Source organism: Terriglobus tenax, assembly GCF_025685395.1.
Lineage (GTDB): Bacteria > Acidobacteriota > Terriglobia > Terriglobales > Acidobacteriaceae > Terriglobus > Terriglobus tenax.
Genome location: NZ_JAGSYA010000004.1, coordinates 1,740,599 through 1,756,249 on the forward strand (window position 1 = coordinate 1,740,599; position 15,651 = coordinate 1,756,249).

Sequence of the window (15,651 nt, forward strand, 5' to 3'; positions counted from 1 at the left end):
CGATAGATGCATCTTAAAGGAACGCGCGGCAAAAGCCTTTCTCTTTCTGAATCAAAGTGTTGCGGCAGACGACAGGAAAACGCTTCCGGAGGTAGAACAATCCGGATCGCAGAGGGAAGCCCCCGCTTTCTTTGGTACAATTGTCGAGTGGACGCAGTAATGTGTTCAACGACCTCGCAGGCGCGTAGCTCAGTTGGTTAGAGCGCTACCTTGACACGGTAGAGGTCAGCGGTTCGAATCCGCTCGTGCCTACCATTCCTTTCAAGCACTTACAGCTTGCTCTCCAGAAAAAGTTTGTGGCGTTTTGCGGCAAATGCTTCAAATTTATTTCCGAATCTCCTCCTTTCTTAAGCATGGTATAAACCCCGCCGACCATCTTCTTTACGCTCTCCGGTAACTCCTGCATGTACTCATTGGCCGTGGTATCTGCCTTTGCATGCCTGAGGTGCGCCTGGATGTCCTTCACTGACCCCATTCTCTGCGCTTGTGTTGCCATGGTCCGACGCAGGATCTGGAAGTTTAGTCTTGGCAATCCCAGCCATTTGGCAAGAGGGTTCAGAAGTCGATTACGGTAGTTCCTGGTATGTATATGTAACTCTGCCGCGTCCTCGATGATCAAAATGCGTTCCTGCGCGGGGATAGCGTCTGCAAGCATATTGAGCAGGGTTATCTTGCCGGTCGACGTTCCCCCCGGAGATGAGGACATTCTTTCCCCGTTCCACGGCCCGGCCAAATCGGCGGCCTGGCCGCGGGGCAGCATCCCGCGCGCGATCAGGTCGTCCATCGAAAAGTTGCGCGAGGCGTACCTTCGTATCGTCATAAGTGGAGCAGGGTTCACGATTGGCGGAATGGTGGCAGCCAGACGTGCGACAAGAGCTCTCGGAATCCGGCATCCTACCCCGAGGACCAGCGATTCAAGCAGTGTTCAGCCCCGTGAAATCGAGGATAATGCGACCACGAAGACCGCCTTCGTCAAAACGACGATGGGCTGCCACAGCCTCGCCTTATTCGAAGCGGCATCAGCATAGAAGCTCGGGTTACAATTCTTCTCCAAACCGATACCAGGATTGGCGTCACGACCTGGAACGGTCTGCATCAAGAAGCAGAAAGGAGATCGCTCGACGCTGGACGCGCTTGCGACCCTCTAGTGCGTCAAGCAGGAAGCTGAGGGTAGTGAGCAAGAAAAGCGCTCATCAGAGCCTTGCTTCACCTTCCACGTTGGCCGTGAGCGTGAGGGATGCTTTCCCCTGCTTGCCTCTGACATTGTCGAGCATTCAGATTGATCAGATTCAAGATAATACGGCATGATGGGGCATGTTTCTGGAGCCTGCCTCGCGATCTGGATTATGGGCGCTAACTGCTGCCGCGCTCGTTCTTTGTATAAGCTCATCCGCTCAAACCAGGACTACACCTAACGCATCTTCTCTCTTGCGGCAGATGTATGTTGCCACCGGTGGTGAGGGGTGGAACGGAGTGCCAGGCATGGAAGTTTCTGGCAGCTATGACATGGGTGGTCTTAAAGGCACGTTCCATCAGATCATCGATCTCCAAAACGGCCGTGATGTGTTGACGTATGACGCAGGAACGACGCGCGGTCAGCAAGGAACAGAAGAGGCCACAAGTTGGTGGGCAGACGAAAAAGGCTTAGTCTCAGTTCAAGAAGCCCCCGAAGCACTTGCTGACACCGCTACCCAATCGTACGAAGATCGCAATGGCTGGTTTCAGCTTGATTCCAGTGTTCCTCCGGTGTACCTCGATTCTCGACAGGTGGGTGACAGGTCCTTTCATTTGGTCAAGGTCCAACCACCTGCTGGGCACGCCTTGACGTTGTGGATAGATTTTGACACGCACCGCTTGGCCAGAGTGGTTTGGCTCGATGGCCACCAGCGAGAGAACACAACCTATTTCTCTGATTACCGCCAGGTAAACGGCATCTGGTATCCCTTTGTCCAGCGTAGTTCCACAGGAGATCCAAGCAGCGACGTTACAATGACGATCACCAAGTTCCGTGTGCGCACAGGACTCACAAAAGAGGATTTTGCACCGCCCATCTCGACGGTGCATGATGCGCAGCTTCTGGCAGGAGAATCAACGACGATCCCGTTCCTCCTGAAAGGCGGGATGATTGTCGTGAACGTGTCGATCAACGGAAAGCCACCGCTTCCTTTTGTCCTCGATTCGGGCGCACTGAATGTGCTCACGCCTGAAGCCGCTAAAAGTCTTCAGGTAGCCACGGAGGGTGATCTATCTGCAAATGGCGTTGGCAATAGCCAGGTCAGCGCGCATCTGGCCCACATTAGAACGTACCGGGTCGGTTCTGCCGAACTCGCCGATCAGCGTTTTATTATCCTTCCGCTGCCTCGCACGTTCATCGACAACGGCAAACAAGCACCCGTTGCCGGATTGATCGGTTATGAGCTATTGCGCCGCTTCCTCGTACAGATCGACTATCACCGTCGAGAGCTAACGATTGCGTTGCCTGGAAAGACAGGAGAAGCCGACCGTGGCACTAGGGTACAGCTACTTTTCAACGGTCGGAATTGCTTCGTCACAGCATCGGTGGACAGTGTGCCTGGATACTTTGGAATCGACACCGGCGACGATGGCGCGCTGACACTCTTTGGATCTTTCCTTTCTGCCCATCCTTTACCAATCCAAACTCCAGGCATCGAGGGTTTTCAGGGAGGCGTCGGAGGCAGCGCATCCACGCTGTTGACACGTGTGAACTCGTTCTCAATCGGACCCTTTACGGTGCAGCGCCCATTGACCGAACTGCATTCCGCTACCGGCGGGGCATTTGCTTCGACACGAGTCGCAGGGAATCTCGGTTCTCAGATTTTCCGTAACTTCATCATGACCTTCGACTACGAGCATCGTTCTCTTTATCTCAAACGATCTCCGGATTTTGGTTATTCCATGCCATACAACCGCTCAGGAATTCACCTCGACATGACCGAGAAGGGAGACATCTCCGTTACGTCAGTAAACGAGTTCTCACCGGGGGCATCGGCAGGCGTTCAGGACCACGATCAGGTCATCGCGATTAACAATCGACCGGTCAGTGGACAGCCATTCTCCGAGATTCAAGAGCTGCTGTCACAACCCGCAGGAACACGGCTGAACCTCGATGTTTTGCGTAACGGTGAGCGAAGGCACTTTTTGGTCACACTGAGAGAACTCTTGCCAACCAGTGGGGACTTGCAGGTGCCGACGGACTTGATACGGCAATGATGTCAAGCCGTTAGACCGGCATTCAAGGCGACCGTATCACCGAGCTGATACGGTCGCCTTGAATATCTACTATCGAAGGACATCCACAGAGGAATCTACAGTCATAGAGACAGGTATAGGATTTGGATGCTGAAGCAGAGACATATATTGGCGTTCTTCTCCGTGAACAGTTCCAATTTCGGGAGATGACACCTCGACCGGTGTAATGGTCAACAACTCGTCGCTGACCGTAATGCCATGCTGAAAAACTGCCTGCCCCACCCAATGCGCCTTGCCATATTTGGTATCAACCCGGATTACCTTACCGTCCTTCTTCACCGTAGTTGAGTCATGTTTTCCCTCATAAGGGCCCACTCCCTCGCCTTCTCGCTTGAGGACAACAATTCCGCTTGCATGATCAACCGAAAGGACGGTGATCGTTTGCATCCCCGCTGGCCCCAATTCCCAGGGTTGTTTTAGCTCGACGTTCCAGGTCTTTCCCGGAGCTAGCGGACCAACTGGTTTACCCCAAAATGTGGGGTTGTAGAAGGGAGAGCTCGCATCGGTCATCTCATTGCACTGGCCATTAACGCATTGGACACGGCCATCCTCGCGGTACTCACCTGGCACATTCTCAATGACTGTCTTTCCATCCATTCGTACTGAAAACGTCCACTTGATTGTGGACGGATCGTTGTTTGGCTGAAACGTGAATGTCCCTGTAGCTGGCATCTGCACCACACGGTCATCAAATCCTGCCCCATGTAATGCAATCACGCGATAGGTGATGTCGCTGAGTGTTTGTCCCTGCTGCACGTGTGGAACAAGAACGCTCGCATTGTCAGCTTTGAAAGCTTTTGAAGATGCTGCGATAGCAGATCCAGCCGATAGAAGAAGTAGCGCCATCAATTTCGCGCAATGCCTGGCAACTGTCATTTGTTGTATCCTCCGCAGATAGAAAAACGTCTAGTGAATGCCGCTACAGTCTCCACCTATATGCTGCGACATAGGTCCGGCCAGATATCCAAGATCTCTAGGCGGGTTCTTGCCGACCAGATACTCAACACGCTCGTCGGCCTTCAAACCAGCTTCGAGCACCCAGGCATCCGCAACACCCGTGGGGATCTCGATCTTTCTTGTTTCCTTCACAGTGACAAGAAACGTACCCTTCCCACTGTCATATTGGTAAGTCGGAATCCGATAGTCACCACCTGCCTTCAGCGGCAGTGCCGCAAAGGTGACACCCCAGAGATTCCCATCCCATACAGGGCCATCCAATGCAAGGTCGATAGGTTCTTTGACTCCATTCACCATCTTCCATCCCGAGATGCGATGCGCAGCATAATCCAGATGAACATGTGGCGCTCCATTGCGCTCCGTATCCAGGCGAATTGGACGAAGGTCTTTTCTGCGCAGAAGAAAGCTGTCACGCATGTCGAACTTGCCGCTGGAAAGATGCTGATGCACGATGACGGCTAATACATCGACACCGTTCATGTCTTGGCGTTGAATGCGCTGGAACACCGCGCCAACTGACCGCTCTGCCCCATCCTGCTTTGAGGTAATCGTGTAACACGAATCGCCCAGCGCCAACACTGAACCATCCGGAACGACCGCTGCACTGGACGCGGCAACCGCATCCTGCCCCGAACAGCAGCACGGCAGGCACAGCGCGAGAAATACAGCGGCAAAATGAGCAGAAAGATTCATCGCAAGCTCCTTAAGAAGTCCAGTGAATTATTCATTATTTCCCAATTGCCGACCATACACCCGATCCAACCCGATAAGGACCTGTCGGTTATCGGTCAGGACCTCCTTACTGCGGCGCCCACGGATCGTATGTCAGTACGTGCCAGATATGGCCTTCCAGATCGAGGCAAGCGAAGCCGCGGCCACCGAATGGCTTGTCCTCAATAGGCTCCACCACCTCGGCTCCGGCGCTCTTGGCTCGCACATAAACGTCATCCGCGTTCTTCACGATCAGGCTCACACTGCGGGTCTGTGCGCCGCTCGCAACAGCATTATGAGTGGGCTTATGCTTACTGCCAGAAAGATTGTTTCTGGAATCCATTGCTCCGTGCCCAATGGAAACGGCGCAAGGATGCCCGCTCTTACCTACAGCCGCCCAAATAGCCTGGTGCACCGCCTTGCGGTGAGGCAGAATACCGTTCAACTTGCGAGGAGTGGTATCACCCTTCATTGACAGCCAGCCATATGGTGGCGGATAGATAAACGACCCTGGCGGACAGGTAGGCGACCACGCGAACGTTTTCGTTCTTGTAGCTCTCGATGGCCCGGATACGGTTTGCCGAACCTGCTGTGATGTCATATCCAGATTGGTGGCAGCATTCTGAACGGTTGCCATGGTCTGATCGACCTTTACGCCAAGCTGTCTCGACTGAAGATCGGAGACGAGCAGGTCGGCCTGCCCTGCTGCATGGTTTAACCCGGAGGACGCGTCCCTGACATTGGTAACTGCCTGTCGGACGTTGGTCGCCGTCTCCGGGTCGTGCAGGAACACGCCGGCGACGCCTTTGCCTTCTTTGATCCCAACCACGAGATCGTTTGCGTTGTTCACCGTAGTGGTAACCGCATCCAGGGTGCCGTTAAGTTTGCCTGCGAACCGCCCCGGAGAAGGCGCTCCCGTCAGGAGCGCAAGACACAGACGCGCGCCAGCCTCATCGAGACGGGGCGGCGCCACATTCTGCGCGAGGGACTCGGAGATGCTGCTGCGGAGCGTATCGCTGAAGAAGCAGGATTTTCCCGGGGTGCATTCTACGGCAACTTCACCGACAAAGAGGATCTCTTTCTCACCATCGTGCGGGACGATCAGGAAAAGCGGTTCAGCGTGTTCCGAACGATCCTTGAAAGCGATGAACCCGTGGAGAGCCTCTTGAAGCGTCTTCGCGAAGCGCTGGCGGATCGGGTCACAGACCCGGAATGGATCATCCTGGAAGCGGAATTTGAGGCTGGCGCGTTACGCAGCGAGAAGATGCGCCAGACCTACATCGAGCTGTACCGCGCCATGCTGAAGGATGGGCGGCGGATCCTCAAGAAACTGGCTCAACAACCTGGCATCCAATTCACCCTGCCTCCGAACGAGTTCCTGATGGCGATGCTTAGCTTTGCCCATGGCCTGGCCGTCAGCCAACGCCTGCTTGGATCGGAGATCTCCGTCAAGGGGACCCGCAAGCTGATCTGTTCCATCTTCGATCGACTGCTTACGACGAAGTAGGGGAAGCAGAGGCACTCGTCAACGTCAGGGTTGCGCCTCCAACACCGTCAGGCTGCGGCCGGTAGCACCGGCTCGAAGGGAGTCCGTCGTCACTACCAGCGTCACCCCTGGGGTGAGTTCACCGTCCAGCAGCGCGCGAAACGCATCTGGGATGCGAACGCGACGACGTTCGGAGTCGCTCAGTTCTTTGCTCCCAACCCAGTTCTCTCCAGGCAGGGGCAGCTGCATCCAGTGAAATCCTTTGGCATCGACCTGTGTCAAGCTATACGCTGCGGTCTCTGTGATCTCTCCGGCAATCGTTACAGGAGAAGATCCAATCAGTATCCCATTGCGAAGAACGATCAATCTGCGATCGTCGCCACTGAGAATGAGCGAGACTGGACCACTCGTCGACTTCTCCGGCAGCCAGATCCAAGCACCATCCTCCGCCTTTGCCGTAGAAGCTTCACTCTGAAGCAGGTCCGGCGTGGGCGCGATTCTCGGAACTTCGTCCAGTTTCGTAATCACGACCGTCATTCCTAGCGCTGTCGTGGCATACAGCAGCTTTGCAAAAGCCATGGGCATCCGGACGCATCCATGGGAAGCGGGAAAACCGGGAAGATTGCCTGCGTGCATTGCCACGCCCGACCAGGTGAGCCGCTGCATGTAGGGCATAGGCGCCGAGTCGTAGAGGTTGGATTTGTGATGGACCTGCTTCTGGAGAACGGTGAAGACACCTGTAGGAGTTTCATGGCCCACCTTGCCAGTAGATACAGTGGAAATCCCGATGAGCACGCCATTCCTATAGACATAACACCGTTGCGACGGCAGGCTGACTATGGCCAAAACCGGTCCGGAGGGGGCGATGGATGGCGCCCAAAGGAACTCTCCCGGCTTCAGGCTTTGCACCGCGTCGGAGAAGCGATCGATACCCTGCACGGTTGCCTGAGCCCGCAAATTGCGAGGGTAACTCCAGAAAAGCAGGGCGCACTTCGCGCCTCCAAGCAGGACCTCACGTCGTGTTTGCCGAAATCCCATTGTCTCCATTGCCGATTCGCGTGAGCTAGTTAGCGAAAATTCTATCCGAGATCCATACATCCGGCACTTCTGTCGACCTACCGTTCAACTCGTTTCGCACGAAATCCTTTCGCCTTTCCGTCGCGCTCGATGTGACGATTACAGGCCTTCAGGCGACTGCAGAAGAAGCGGTCAAAGCAGCGCATGAGGCGTGTCCCTACCCCAATACACATACGACAGACTCCGCAGGACCAGACCGGATAAACCACGACGTGATCGCAGACGAAACCCCCTGTACATCGTTGGCTATATCGATGATCTCGCCAGCGATCTCGTGGCCAAGCACCGTTCCATCCGGAATCATCTGCTTGGTCGAGCGACGAATGTGGACATCGGTCTGGCAGATGCCTGCCGCGGTCACGCGGAGCAGGGCCTGCCCCGCAGCGATATTTGGCTTTGGCACCTCGGCCTGAACGAGCTCACCGACACGTTTGAGTTGGACCGCCCGCATGCGCATCCTCCTTTTGGTTATCAGTTATTGGGCCGTCATGCCGCCGTCGATGATATGTTCCGTTCCCGTGATGAACGAAGATTCGTCCGACGCGAGAAATAGCACAAGATTGGTCACTAAGACCACCCCCGATGGGTGACAAAACAGTTTGTATTTCGTAGGAGCCCCCATAGAATTCGCATCTTCCAACGTTTTAGTAAATCGTACTCAACTGAGCAATTGTTCGATTGGAGACGAATATGAAATACCGCGAAGGATGGCTGAAAGAGCGCATCGGGACAATATTATTGGCGACGGACTTCCATCAAAATTCCCGTTTGGCGCTCGGTTACGCGGCCATCCTTGCTCACCATTTCCAGAGGGAACTTGTGGTGTTGCATGCGTTTGAATTCGGGCCTCATGGAAAGACCGTAGAAGTTCTGAATCACGTGCCAAGTAGGGAAGGGCGAAATGCTGAAGAAGGATAAAAGGCCAGGCACGGTTTTCTTGCGTAGGTCCCTGAACAAGGATTTGGGATCATCCGGGCATACAGCGGGCTTCTCGGGAATCGTGAATGCCATGCGTCTCCGTTCTTACGGCAGTCCGTACCAGGTCGAACGACCCGCGCCATGTCTCGCCGTCTCGAAAATAATGCCGATCATTTTCCCCTCGGCATCGATCGCACTGACATCGTTGCGCAGCATCTTATAAGCGTGCTTCCCGAAGTCCCTCTTCGAGTGAAATGCGAACTGACTGCTTTCGGCCCAACCAGCTTCGCCCTTTTTGGGAGTAATGGACAGTGCAAAAGAGACCACGAAAGCGCCTCTTAAATAGAGGGGCCGATCTGGGCTTAGGAGAGTTCAATGAGAGCGGAAGTGAGAGGGGGTCATTCCACGCGATCTCCGGAAGGCGCGTGTGAGGTGACTCTGATCGGAGAAACCCGTTTGCGTGGCTATCTCAGAGATGGTCAGAGTTTTTGCGATCAATAATTTCTCGGCTTGTCGAAGCCGTTGTTCGAGAAGCCATTGATGGGGAGGTCGCCCAGTGGTCTGCCTGAACAGGCGTGCAAAGTGAACTGTACTTAGTTGTGCGATGGCTGCGAGTTCTTCCAACGAGACGCGACGGCTAAGATTGGCTTGCATATATTCGGCCACGGATTGCAGGGTTCGGGCCGAAAGCTTGCCCTTCAAATCCTTCGTTGGCTTCACATTGTTTGCTGATGTCTTCAACAGATGTGCCATTGTTGCATGGGCCATTGTCTCGGCGTACAGGAGGTCTGGGTATGGCTGGGAGAACTCGCTGACAACCGTTTGTATAAGTTGAGCCAACAAGCGATCGCGAAAGCCATAGTGCGGTATAAGCTCTACCTTCGACGTCATATCCATCTGCTCTGCTGCGCGCTTAAGAGATTCCGGACGGATGGCCAGCAGATGGAGCTTCACTCTCTTGTCCCATCGGGGAAAGGTGGTTAGCCCTGCAGGATTCAGGATGAGATCGCCACTGACATAAGCATCTGTCTTTCTCCGACCGTTGATTGTCCAGTCAAGTTTCGCGCAAACCGCATCATCGCGAACGAGAAGAATGTGGCGCTCAACCAGCGCAGGATATGGCTTGGCCATCTCGACGTACGCGTCTTCCAGGTTCGTTTCCGCGATAAGGCAATCCAGCACTTCCCCACTGCTGTTGAGATTGTGAAAGTGAGGCTTAACCCATGAGCGCTGAACGCTCTCTCGATCAAGATGCTGTTTTTTCGTCATAGCACACCTTCGCGCGAACGCAATCTCACAAGACATATCCAGTTTCACAGGAACAGATGGTCTTGAAAAGTGAAAACGAAGATGCTCGCCCACTGCTAGAACGTAAATGCGAATCCTACAGTTGCTCTCTGCTGGATGAATCTTCCTGGCGGATGGACGTTGGTGACGCTCATTGTGTACGTATCGTCCACTCCATCCGGAATATAGCCGAGATAGCTGTCGCGTATGATCTTGGGGTTGGGGCTCCAGGTTTCACCATAGTCACCTCGGACCATGAATCGCGGCGTGACCCGATACTTGATCCCCCCACCATATTGAAGGCCGAACTGGAAGACGCCCCCGCCGTCCAGCGGAGGAGTGTTTCCGAAATCGAAGGCAGCTTTCAGTAGCCCGATGTTAGCCAAGCCAAGCTTGAAGACCCCAGCAGGCTTCTTCAGTGGAGCATCGGAGAGAGCAAGGAGTTGAAATGCTGGGCCAGCAGAGATGTAGGGACGCCACCGCGAGGTTCTGGGGCGGAGGTTGAAGATCGTATTGTAGGCAAATCGTCGTGTCACCAGGCCGACGGTTTGTGCATCGATCGGAGCTTCCTGCGAAGGATCGGAGGAAACTGTAACGCCAACAAGGTCAAACTTGGTCTGTTGCCGCATGTACGAGAATTCGTTCGATATCCAGTTCCAACTGTTGATCGTCAACGATACGCCCGCTGCCCATCCGTCAAAGACTCCATCAGCGAGCCCAAGGCCATAAAGAGGCTTTGCGGAATCACTCGACTGAAGGATGAGAGCCGTGCTTTCCAGGGTATTGTTTCTGTAGCTGGAGTATCCGAGATTGAGGGCGATTTCATAGTGAGGTGGGTCCCACTTATGGGCCGTTATCAAGGCCTGAGCGGCAGCATCCAACTCCCGCTGACTCTCCGGCGACAATCTTCCATTCAGGGATAGTCTGTCGGAAGATTGCAGCCCCGCGGTGCCGGTCATCCGATACTCAGTTCCAGATGCGTCGCTCTTCCGCCAGTTGCCAACATCTTCGCCGAGCTCTCCTTGTGTCGACAGGTAGTGGTGAATTTTTATGCCACCGGAGATTCCCGTATAGATCAGATTTCCGCGATAAAGGGTGTCTTTAATCGTGAGCATGGTGTTGCGTTCGCTGCGCTCAAAGAGGGATGCTCGCGTAGCCGGTGTTGTCGGGGTTCTATATGGCGTGACGCAATCATCCATGTGCAGCACGGCCACATTCCCATCCGTCCGTAAGCGGTCGCCGGTTGAGTTGTAGGCATCTTGCGGTACCCATGGGCGAGGAAGCATCCTGACGCCTGCGACACATCCAGTGAACTCAAGATCGTTGATCACCTTGGATCGCTCGTTATCGAGGTACTGATCGATGACGTGAATAAATGTCTTCTGCCTATAAGAAAACGCAATACCGATGTCCTGGGTTGAAGATGCGGTCAGGACGGGTTGGCCATCGAAGGTCTGCCCGGTTGGGAATACGCGAAGATGGTGTCGCGATGAAAATGTGTTCGTCGTCTTCTGCAGCGTGAACAGTGGTTTTTTGCCATCCAGAGTTAGAACCGACATGGGTGCCTGGGTATAGGTCTGATTTCCAGCAAGCGTCTTTACCGTTTGGAACGTCGCGGCCGCTGTGAGTGAATCGGCAGAAGTCCATCCAGCGGCCTCAAAAGAGCGGCGCAGTGCATCCGGGGTGCCGACAAAGATGAGATTTGTGATGTCGGATGGTATATGGCTACTCTCTGTTTCCGTGCGAAATGGAAGATTCTGAACAACCCCGCCTAATTCGTTTGCGCGCTCCTCTGGAAGCTTCATAGATGGAACCCGCGGATCGTATGCCTTGTCGGTGATGAGTGGTTTGTTGAACGCAATATCGAGTTCAGTGCCGGCACCGTAGAGGATCTCTGGTTCGGCGAAGCCGAGCACCGCAGGCCCCGAGGCGCTCGTGAAGATATAGGCGATGGGATCGATCTGTGCGAGGGAGTTGATCTGATTCTCAGCCGTATGTCCCAAGGTACCCGTGGAGCGGATGCCCTGGATTTTTCCAGCTGTTGTGACCTCCTCGCGCGAGTTCTCCACCTTTAGGACGCGTGCGTCAACCGCTAATGTTCGCCCGTCAGCGAACCGGATGGAGTCAAAATGAACCGTGAGGGCAGCCGATTCGTGTTTGATTCCCCATCCGACGCCATGTACTTCAACCACGCTTCCATCAAACTCGCTGCCCTGTGGAATCAGAATCCTGTTTTGGTAGATGCCGGGTGAGAGCAAGACTGCTTTTACCGGAGTTCCTTTTCTGGAGGTCCGCGACGAGAGTGGCTCGAGCAGGCGTACTGTTAATCTGCTCTCGGCTTGCATGCCTGTGACTGTTTGAAGCTTGTCGAGTTGCCATACGGCTTCCTTTCCAGCCGGAGAAGCGATATGAACCATCACGCCATCGCTCATCCATCGGCCATGCTCTACGGAGTTCTCGCCCGCGGTGGCGGAAGTGCCATTCGGAAAAATCTGCAGGTACATCGCTTGCGAAGACCCTGCTGGCAACGAATAGATATTTTTTACAGCCCGCCAGCCTAAGAGCTTCTCTGTCGGCAGAGTCCTGGTCTCATTAGCCACTCGAAACGAGACGGACTCGCCTGAGAAATGCGGATCGGAAGTATTTTCCAGTCGCGCATGAATGGCATTGATGTCTCCAGCAAAAGTTATCGGCCGATTCGTCGAGGGATCTGTCCCGCTGATGGCAAAAGCCCAAGCCCGTGTATCGAGGGATTCAACCATCACGGCATTAGAAAACGGAATCAAACCGAGCAAGCGCCCCTTACCTTCATCCAACTGGTAGTAGCGAAGTCGATATGGTTGCCCTTGCTTTACCGGAGAGAGCAACAATAGCGCCCCGTGTCCGCTCATGATGGGCCACGCTTGCACGACATGGCTCGCAATGCTCCCAGTCCTCTCCTGCGGTGTTATCTCTCCCTTTTTTCCGGCTGGCCCCAGCACCGTGGCCATGGCCTTGCCATCGACCTGCCCAGCCTTTTTCTCCACGATCAATCTCGTAATGCGTGGTTCCTGAGCGTTGACATGCCCTGCCGCAGTGAACATAAAGGCAATCAGCGATACACGATACGATACTCCCTCAATCCGCCGATGATTCCAAAGCCGGGCCGCAATTCTTCTCAAGATCAAATGTTCCCCTTTTACGGCAGATTTCTACTACAGATATGTCAGCTAAAACTTTTGCGAAGTTCGTGCATACGCTTCGATCCAGGAACAATGAATTGCTATCGGATGCCTTCGCGCATCCAATAGGTTCCCATCGAAAAAGGCGCATGCCAGGATATTGTTCGGACCGCTGCGTCGCGCTGAGAACACATTTACGTTGACGGAGATAGGGCCCTGCAGCCAAGGCAGACGCGTCTCAATCATGTTGACTCCACGAATCACGACAGAGCCGTCTTTCCCCGGCATCTGAACCTGTTCGGCCCCAAGTGGAATTTGCCCGACCTCATCCGCATATTTTCCCTGCTCGGCAAAGAGTCTCCGTAATACCTTGCCGATATCACGATGCCTTCAGGCGGTTGTGGCAGTCTTGCCTTTGCCTTGGTCGAAAGCGAGATCTGAACGAGAAAGCATAGCGGCCATTGGGCGTCGATGCGGAAACAGCCGGCAAAGCTCCAGAGAGAACCAATGCGCAAACACTCCAGCTGGCAAATCTAAACAATGCAAGCATTCCTAGGTGGCTTTCTGTTCCAGGGGTCATCGTTAAGATAACGGTAGATCCTCGTTCCTTCTAGGAACACAGGAATAAAAGCGAGAAACAATCCGCGCTTGTGATCGTTTCTTTCCAAATGAGATCGTTTCATCCAAGACATCACGATCATTGCTTCGTCATGCTTAGATTCGGAGGAACAAGCATGGCCGAGAAGAAGCTCGATGGAAAGGTCGCTATTGTTGCAGGAGGCGCCAAGAATCTTGGAGGACTCATCAGTCGCTCACTTGCTGCACAGGGCGCGAAGGTTATTGTCCACTACAACAGTGCTGCTACAAAAGGCGCAGCAGACGAGACCGTAGCGGCTATCAAGAACCTTGGATCGGATGCATTTGCCATCCCGGGTGATTTTACGAAGCTTGCCAATGTTGAGGCTGTATTCGCCGAAGCAAAGAAGCAGTTTGGCGGTATTGATATCGCTGTGAATACGATCGGAAAGGTACTAAAGAAGCCGATCGTCGAGACAACGGAAGCAGAGTTCGACGAGATGATGGCGATTAACTCCAAGACCGCCTATCTGTTTATGCGTGAAGCCGGCAAGCAACTCAACGATGGCGGCAAGATCGTGACGATCGTGACCTCGTTATTGGCTGCATTCACCGGGTTGTACTCAACCTATGCTGGAGGTAAGGCGCCAGTCGAGCACTTTACTCGCGCCGCAGCAAAGGAGTTCGGTGCCCGCGGCATATCCGTGAATAACGTAGGCCCCGGCCCTATGGATACTCCGTTCTTCTATCCAGCGGAGACGCCGGATTCGATCGCTTACCATAAATCCGCTTCCATGAATGGCAAGCTCACAGAGATCAAGGACATTGCTCCAATTGTCGAATTTCTCGTGACAGACGGCTGGTGGATCACCGGACAAACCATATTTGCCAATGGTGGATACACAACACGCTAAAGATGGCGGCGGCCAGGCGGCGGACTCCGAATGGCCGCCGCTTCTGTCTCATAATGAGAATGATCCCTGTATCAGGCAAGTTCTCTCCCAAAGGGACTCCCCGCCGAAGAGAACACGCTAATGGCAACTGGTAACGCAATGCATCCCGTGGTCGAAGCAGCAATCAACGCTTTGCAAACTGGCGATAGAACTGCATGGCAAATCCTCTTTGCTCCGGATGCGAAGCTCTTTGACGATGGTAAGCCGAGGGACTTGGCCACGTTCGCGAACGAAGTTATCGGTCATGAGCGTTTTACGCGTATTGAATCGCTCAATAATAGTGGATTGAACGTCGTCGGCAGATTCCACTCCGACCTATGGGGAGACTTCCGAGTCTATTTCAACTTCTACCTTTCGCCGGACGGCAAAATCGTTCGGCTCGATATCGGTCAGGCAGAACAGGGCAGCGCCACATGAGGACGATCATATCCCTTATCTTTGGCTCACTTCTCGCAGCTGGGTTTGTATACGTTGCGAAGGCTCTTGGACGAAGCACCCTCGCCGGTATTATCGCCTTCCTTTCAGTTTGGTTAGTCCCGTGTGTCGTCGATACCGCCAAAGGCGTGCGGGCTGGCTACTCGATCGCGGAGGAGATCATGATCCACCTTCTCCTCTTCGCTGTTCCGGCTGGTGTTGCATATTTGACTGCTCGCGTATTCTATTGAGCATCGAAGACGAGAGTCTTTCGAAGGCGATATCGAGGGTATCCGAAGCCCCTACGAGCAAGTCAGATCTGTTCCGTAATCGCGATTCAACTCAAAGGAGTGGACATGAAGAGCATTGTAGTTATGGCATTACTGGCCTGTTCCCTGTCTGCGATCGCCGCAGATTCATGTGCTAAGGCTTCCACGAACTTGGGTCAGGCGGAGCGGAAGATGTACGTGCGCTCCATTTCCAGCAATCTTTCGCAATGGCAGCCGCCAGCCCAAATCAAGATAGACAGGAAACTGACGATTGCAAACTGGACGGCCGTATGGGCTATGCCATCAAATACAAATCAGAGCGTGTTCGTCTACTCGCAGGAGAAAAGCGGACTAGTGTTCCATGATGTATGGAAGGATCACACAGCAGCCTTTGACAAGACGAGCATCGTGCAATGGGTAAAGAAACTCTCTCCTACCGTTCCGGATGATTTTGCCAACTGCTTGGCCGAGACTGTTTCTACTAAACCCTAGAGCCGGTCACTTGCTGAAATCACGCTTCTACATAGAAGCTGTTGACAGTAAACTCCTATCTTGCGACCTTGCACCATGGC

General features: G+C 53.9%; 16 protein-coding genes and 1 tRNA gene. 7 read left to right on the forward strand and 10 right to left on the reverse strand.

Annotated elements, in window-relative coordinates; translation table 11 throughout:
- The first annotated feature begins 178 nt into the window (after positions 1-178).
- Positions 179-255 (forward strand) — tRNA-Val (locus OHL13_RS12750).
- On the opposite strand, the gene OHL13_RS18725 is transcribed toward OHL13_RS12750, so the two are convergent.
- Complete coding sequence (locus tag OHL13_RS18725) at positions 206-922, reverse strand: ATPase, T2SS/T4P/T4SS family (RefSeq protein WP_399256082.1); 717 nt, start codon at positions 920-922, stop codon at positions 206-208. The two genes, OHL13_RS12750 and OHL13_RS18725, sit on opposite strands and share 50 nt — an antisense overlap.
- A gap of 560 nt (positions 923-1,482) precedes the next feature.
- On the opposite strand from OHL13_RS18725, the gene OHL13_RS12755 reads away from it, so the two are divergent.
- Positions 1,483-3,231, forward strand: a complete 1,749-nt coding sequence (locus tag OHL13_RS12755) for an aspartyl protease family protein (protein WP_263410505.1) — start codon at positions 1,483-1,485, stop codon at positions 3,229-3,231.
- Between the two features lie 69 nt (positions 3,232-3,300).
- Here the strand turns inward: OHL13_RS12755 and OHL13_RS12760 are convergent, their stop codons facing one another.
- From OHL13_RS12760 to OHL13_RS12770, 3 genes are all read right to left on the reverse strand, one after another.
- The gene (locus OHL13_RS12760; RefSeq protein ID WP_263410506.1) at positions 3,301-4,146 is read right to left on the reverse strand and encodes a hypothetical protein; all 846 of its coding nucleotides are present in this window, start codon (positions 4,144-4,146) and stop codon (positions 3,301-3,303) included.
- Between the two features lie 30 nt (positions 4,147-4,176).
- The gene (locus OHL13_RS12765) at positions 4,177-4,920 is read right to left on the reverse strand and encodes a DUF3108 domain-containing protein (RefSeq protein ID WP_263410507.1); all 744 of its coding nucleotides are present in this window, start codon (positions 4,918-4,920) and stop codon (positions 4,177-4,179) included.
- Positions 4,921-5,026: 106 nt separating this feature from the next.
- Complete coding sequence (locus OHL13_RS12770) at positions 5,027-5,731, reverse strand: VOC family protein (RefSeq protein WP_263410508.1); 705 nt, start codon at positions 5,729-5,731, stop codon at positions 5,027-5,029.
- Between OHL13_RS12770 and OHL13_RS12775 the strand changes: the two genes are divergently transcribed.
- On the forward strand, positions 5,720-6,445 hold the full coding sequence (locus OHL13_RS12775) for a TetR/AcrR family transcriptional regulator (protein WP_263410509.1): 726 nt from the start codon (positions 5,720-5,722) through the stop codon (positions 6,443-6,445). The two genes, OHL13_RS12770 and OHL13_RS12775, sit on opposite strands and share 12 nt — an antisense overlap.
- A 24-nt stretch (positions 6,446-6,469) precedes the next feature.
- Here OHL13_RS12775 and OHL13_RS12780 read toward each other — a convergent pair whose 3' ends face one another.
- The 3 genes from OHL13_RS12780 to OHL13_RS18730 all read right to left on the reverse strand — a co-directional run bounded on the left by OHL13_RS12780 (position 6,470) and on the right by OHL13_RS18730 (position 8,123).
- The gene (locus OHL13_RS12780; protein WP_317889926.1) at positions 6,470-7,522 is read right to left on the reverse strand and encodes a L,D-transpeptidase; all 1,053 of its coding nucleotides are present in this window, start codon (positions 7,520-7,522) and stop codon (positions 6,470-6,472) included.
- A 136-nt stretch (positions 7,523-7,658) separates the two neighbouring features.
- Positions 7,659-7,952 (reverse strand): alcohol dehydrogenase catalytic domain-containing protein, encoded by a 294-nt coding sequence (locus OHL13_RS12785; RefSeq protein ID WP_263410510.1) that lies wholly within the window; start codon positions 7,950-7,952, stop codon positions 7,659-7,661.
- A gap of 24 nt (positions 7,953-7,976) precedes the next feature.
- On the reverse strand, positions 7,977-8,123 hold the full coding sequence (locus tag OHL13_RS18730; RefSeq protein ID WP_399255728.1) for an SDR family oxidoreductase: 147 nt from the start codon (positions 8,121-8,123) through the stop codon (positions 7,977-7,979).
- A 68-nt stretch (positions 8,124-8,191) separates the two neighbouring features.
- Here OHL13_RS18730 and OHL13_RS12790 point away from each other — a divergent pair, with 68 nt between their 5' ends.
- A complete protein-coding gene (locus OHL13_RS12790; protein WP_263410511.1) occupies positions 8,192-8,419 on the forward strand; it encodes a universal stress protein in 228 nt (75 codons plus the stop codon).
- Positions 8,420-8,524: 105 nt separating this feature from the next.
- On the opposite strand, the gene OHL13_RS12795 is transcribed toward OHL13_RS12790, so the two are convergent.
- The 3 genes from OHL13_RS12795 to OHL13_RS12805 form a co-directional block, all read right to left on the reverse strand.
- Complete coding sequence (locus OHL13_RS12795; protein WP_263410512.1) at positions 8,525-8,746, reverse strand: hypothetical protein; 222 nt, start codon at positions 8,744-8,746, stop codon at positions 8,525-8,527.
- Positions 8,747-8,791: 45 nt separating this feature from the next.
- The gene (locus OHL13_RS12800) at positions 8,792-9,688 is read right to left on the reverse strand and encodes a helix-turn-helix domain-containing protein (protein ID WP_263410513.1); all 897 of its coding nucleotides are present in this window, start codon (positions 9,686-9,688) and stop codon (positions 8,792-8,794) included.
- A gap of 95 nt (positions 9,689-9,783) precedes the next feature.
- Positions 9,784-12,867, reverse strand: coding sequence for an LssY C-terminal domain-containing protein (locus OHL13_RS12805; protein WP_263410514.1), 3,084 nt, complete (start codon positions 12,865-12,867; stop codon positions 9,784-9,786).
- A gap of 734 nt (positions 12,868-13,601) precedes the next feature.
- Between OHL13_RS12805 and OHL13_RS12810 the strand changes: the two genes are divergently transcribed.
- The 3 genes from OHL13_RS12810 to OHL13_RS12820 all read left to right on the forward strand — a co-directional run bounded on the left by OHL13_RS12810 (position 13,602) and on the right by OHL13_RS12820 (position 15,571).
- On the forward strand, positions 13,602-14,357 hold the full coding sequence (locus OHL13_RS12810; protein WP_263410515.1) for an SDR family oxidoreductase: 756 nt from the start codon (positions 13,602-13,604) through the stop codon (positions 14,355-14,357).
- 120 nt (positions 14,358-14,477) lie between these two features.
- Positions 14,478-14,813 (forward strand): hypothetical protein, encoded by a 336-nt coding sequence (locus OHL13_RS12815; protein ID WP_263410516.1) that lies wholly within the window; start codon positions 14,478-14,480, stop codon positions 14,811-14,813.
- Between the two features lie 353 nt (positions 14,814-15,166).
- A complete protein-coding gene (locus OHL13_RS12820; RefSeq protein ID WP_263410517.1) occupies positions 15,167-15,571 on the forward strand; it encodes a hypothetical protein in 405 nt (134 codons plus the stop codon).
- Positions 15,572-15,651 lie beyond the last annotated feature (80 nt).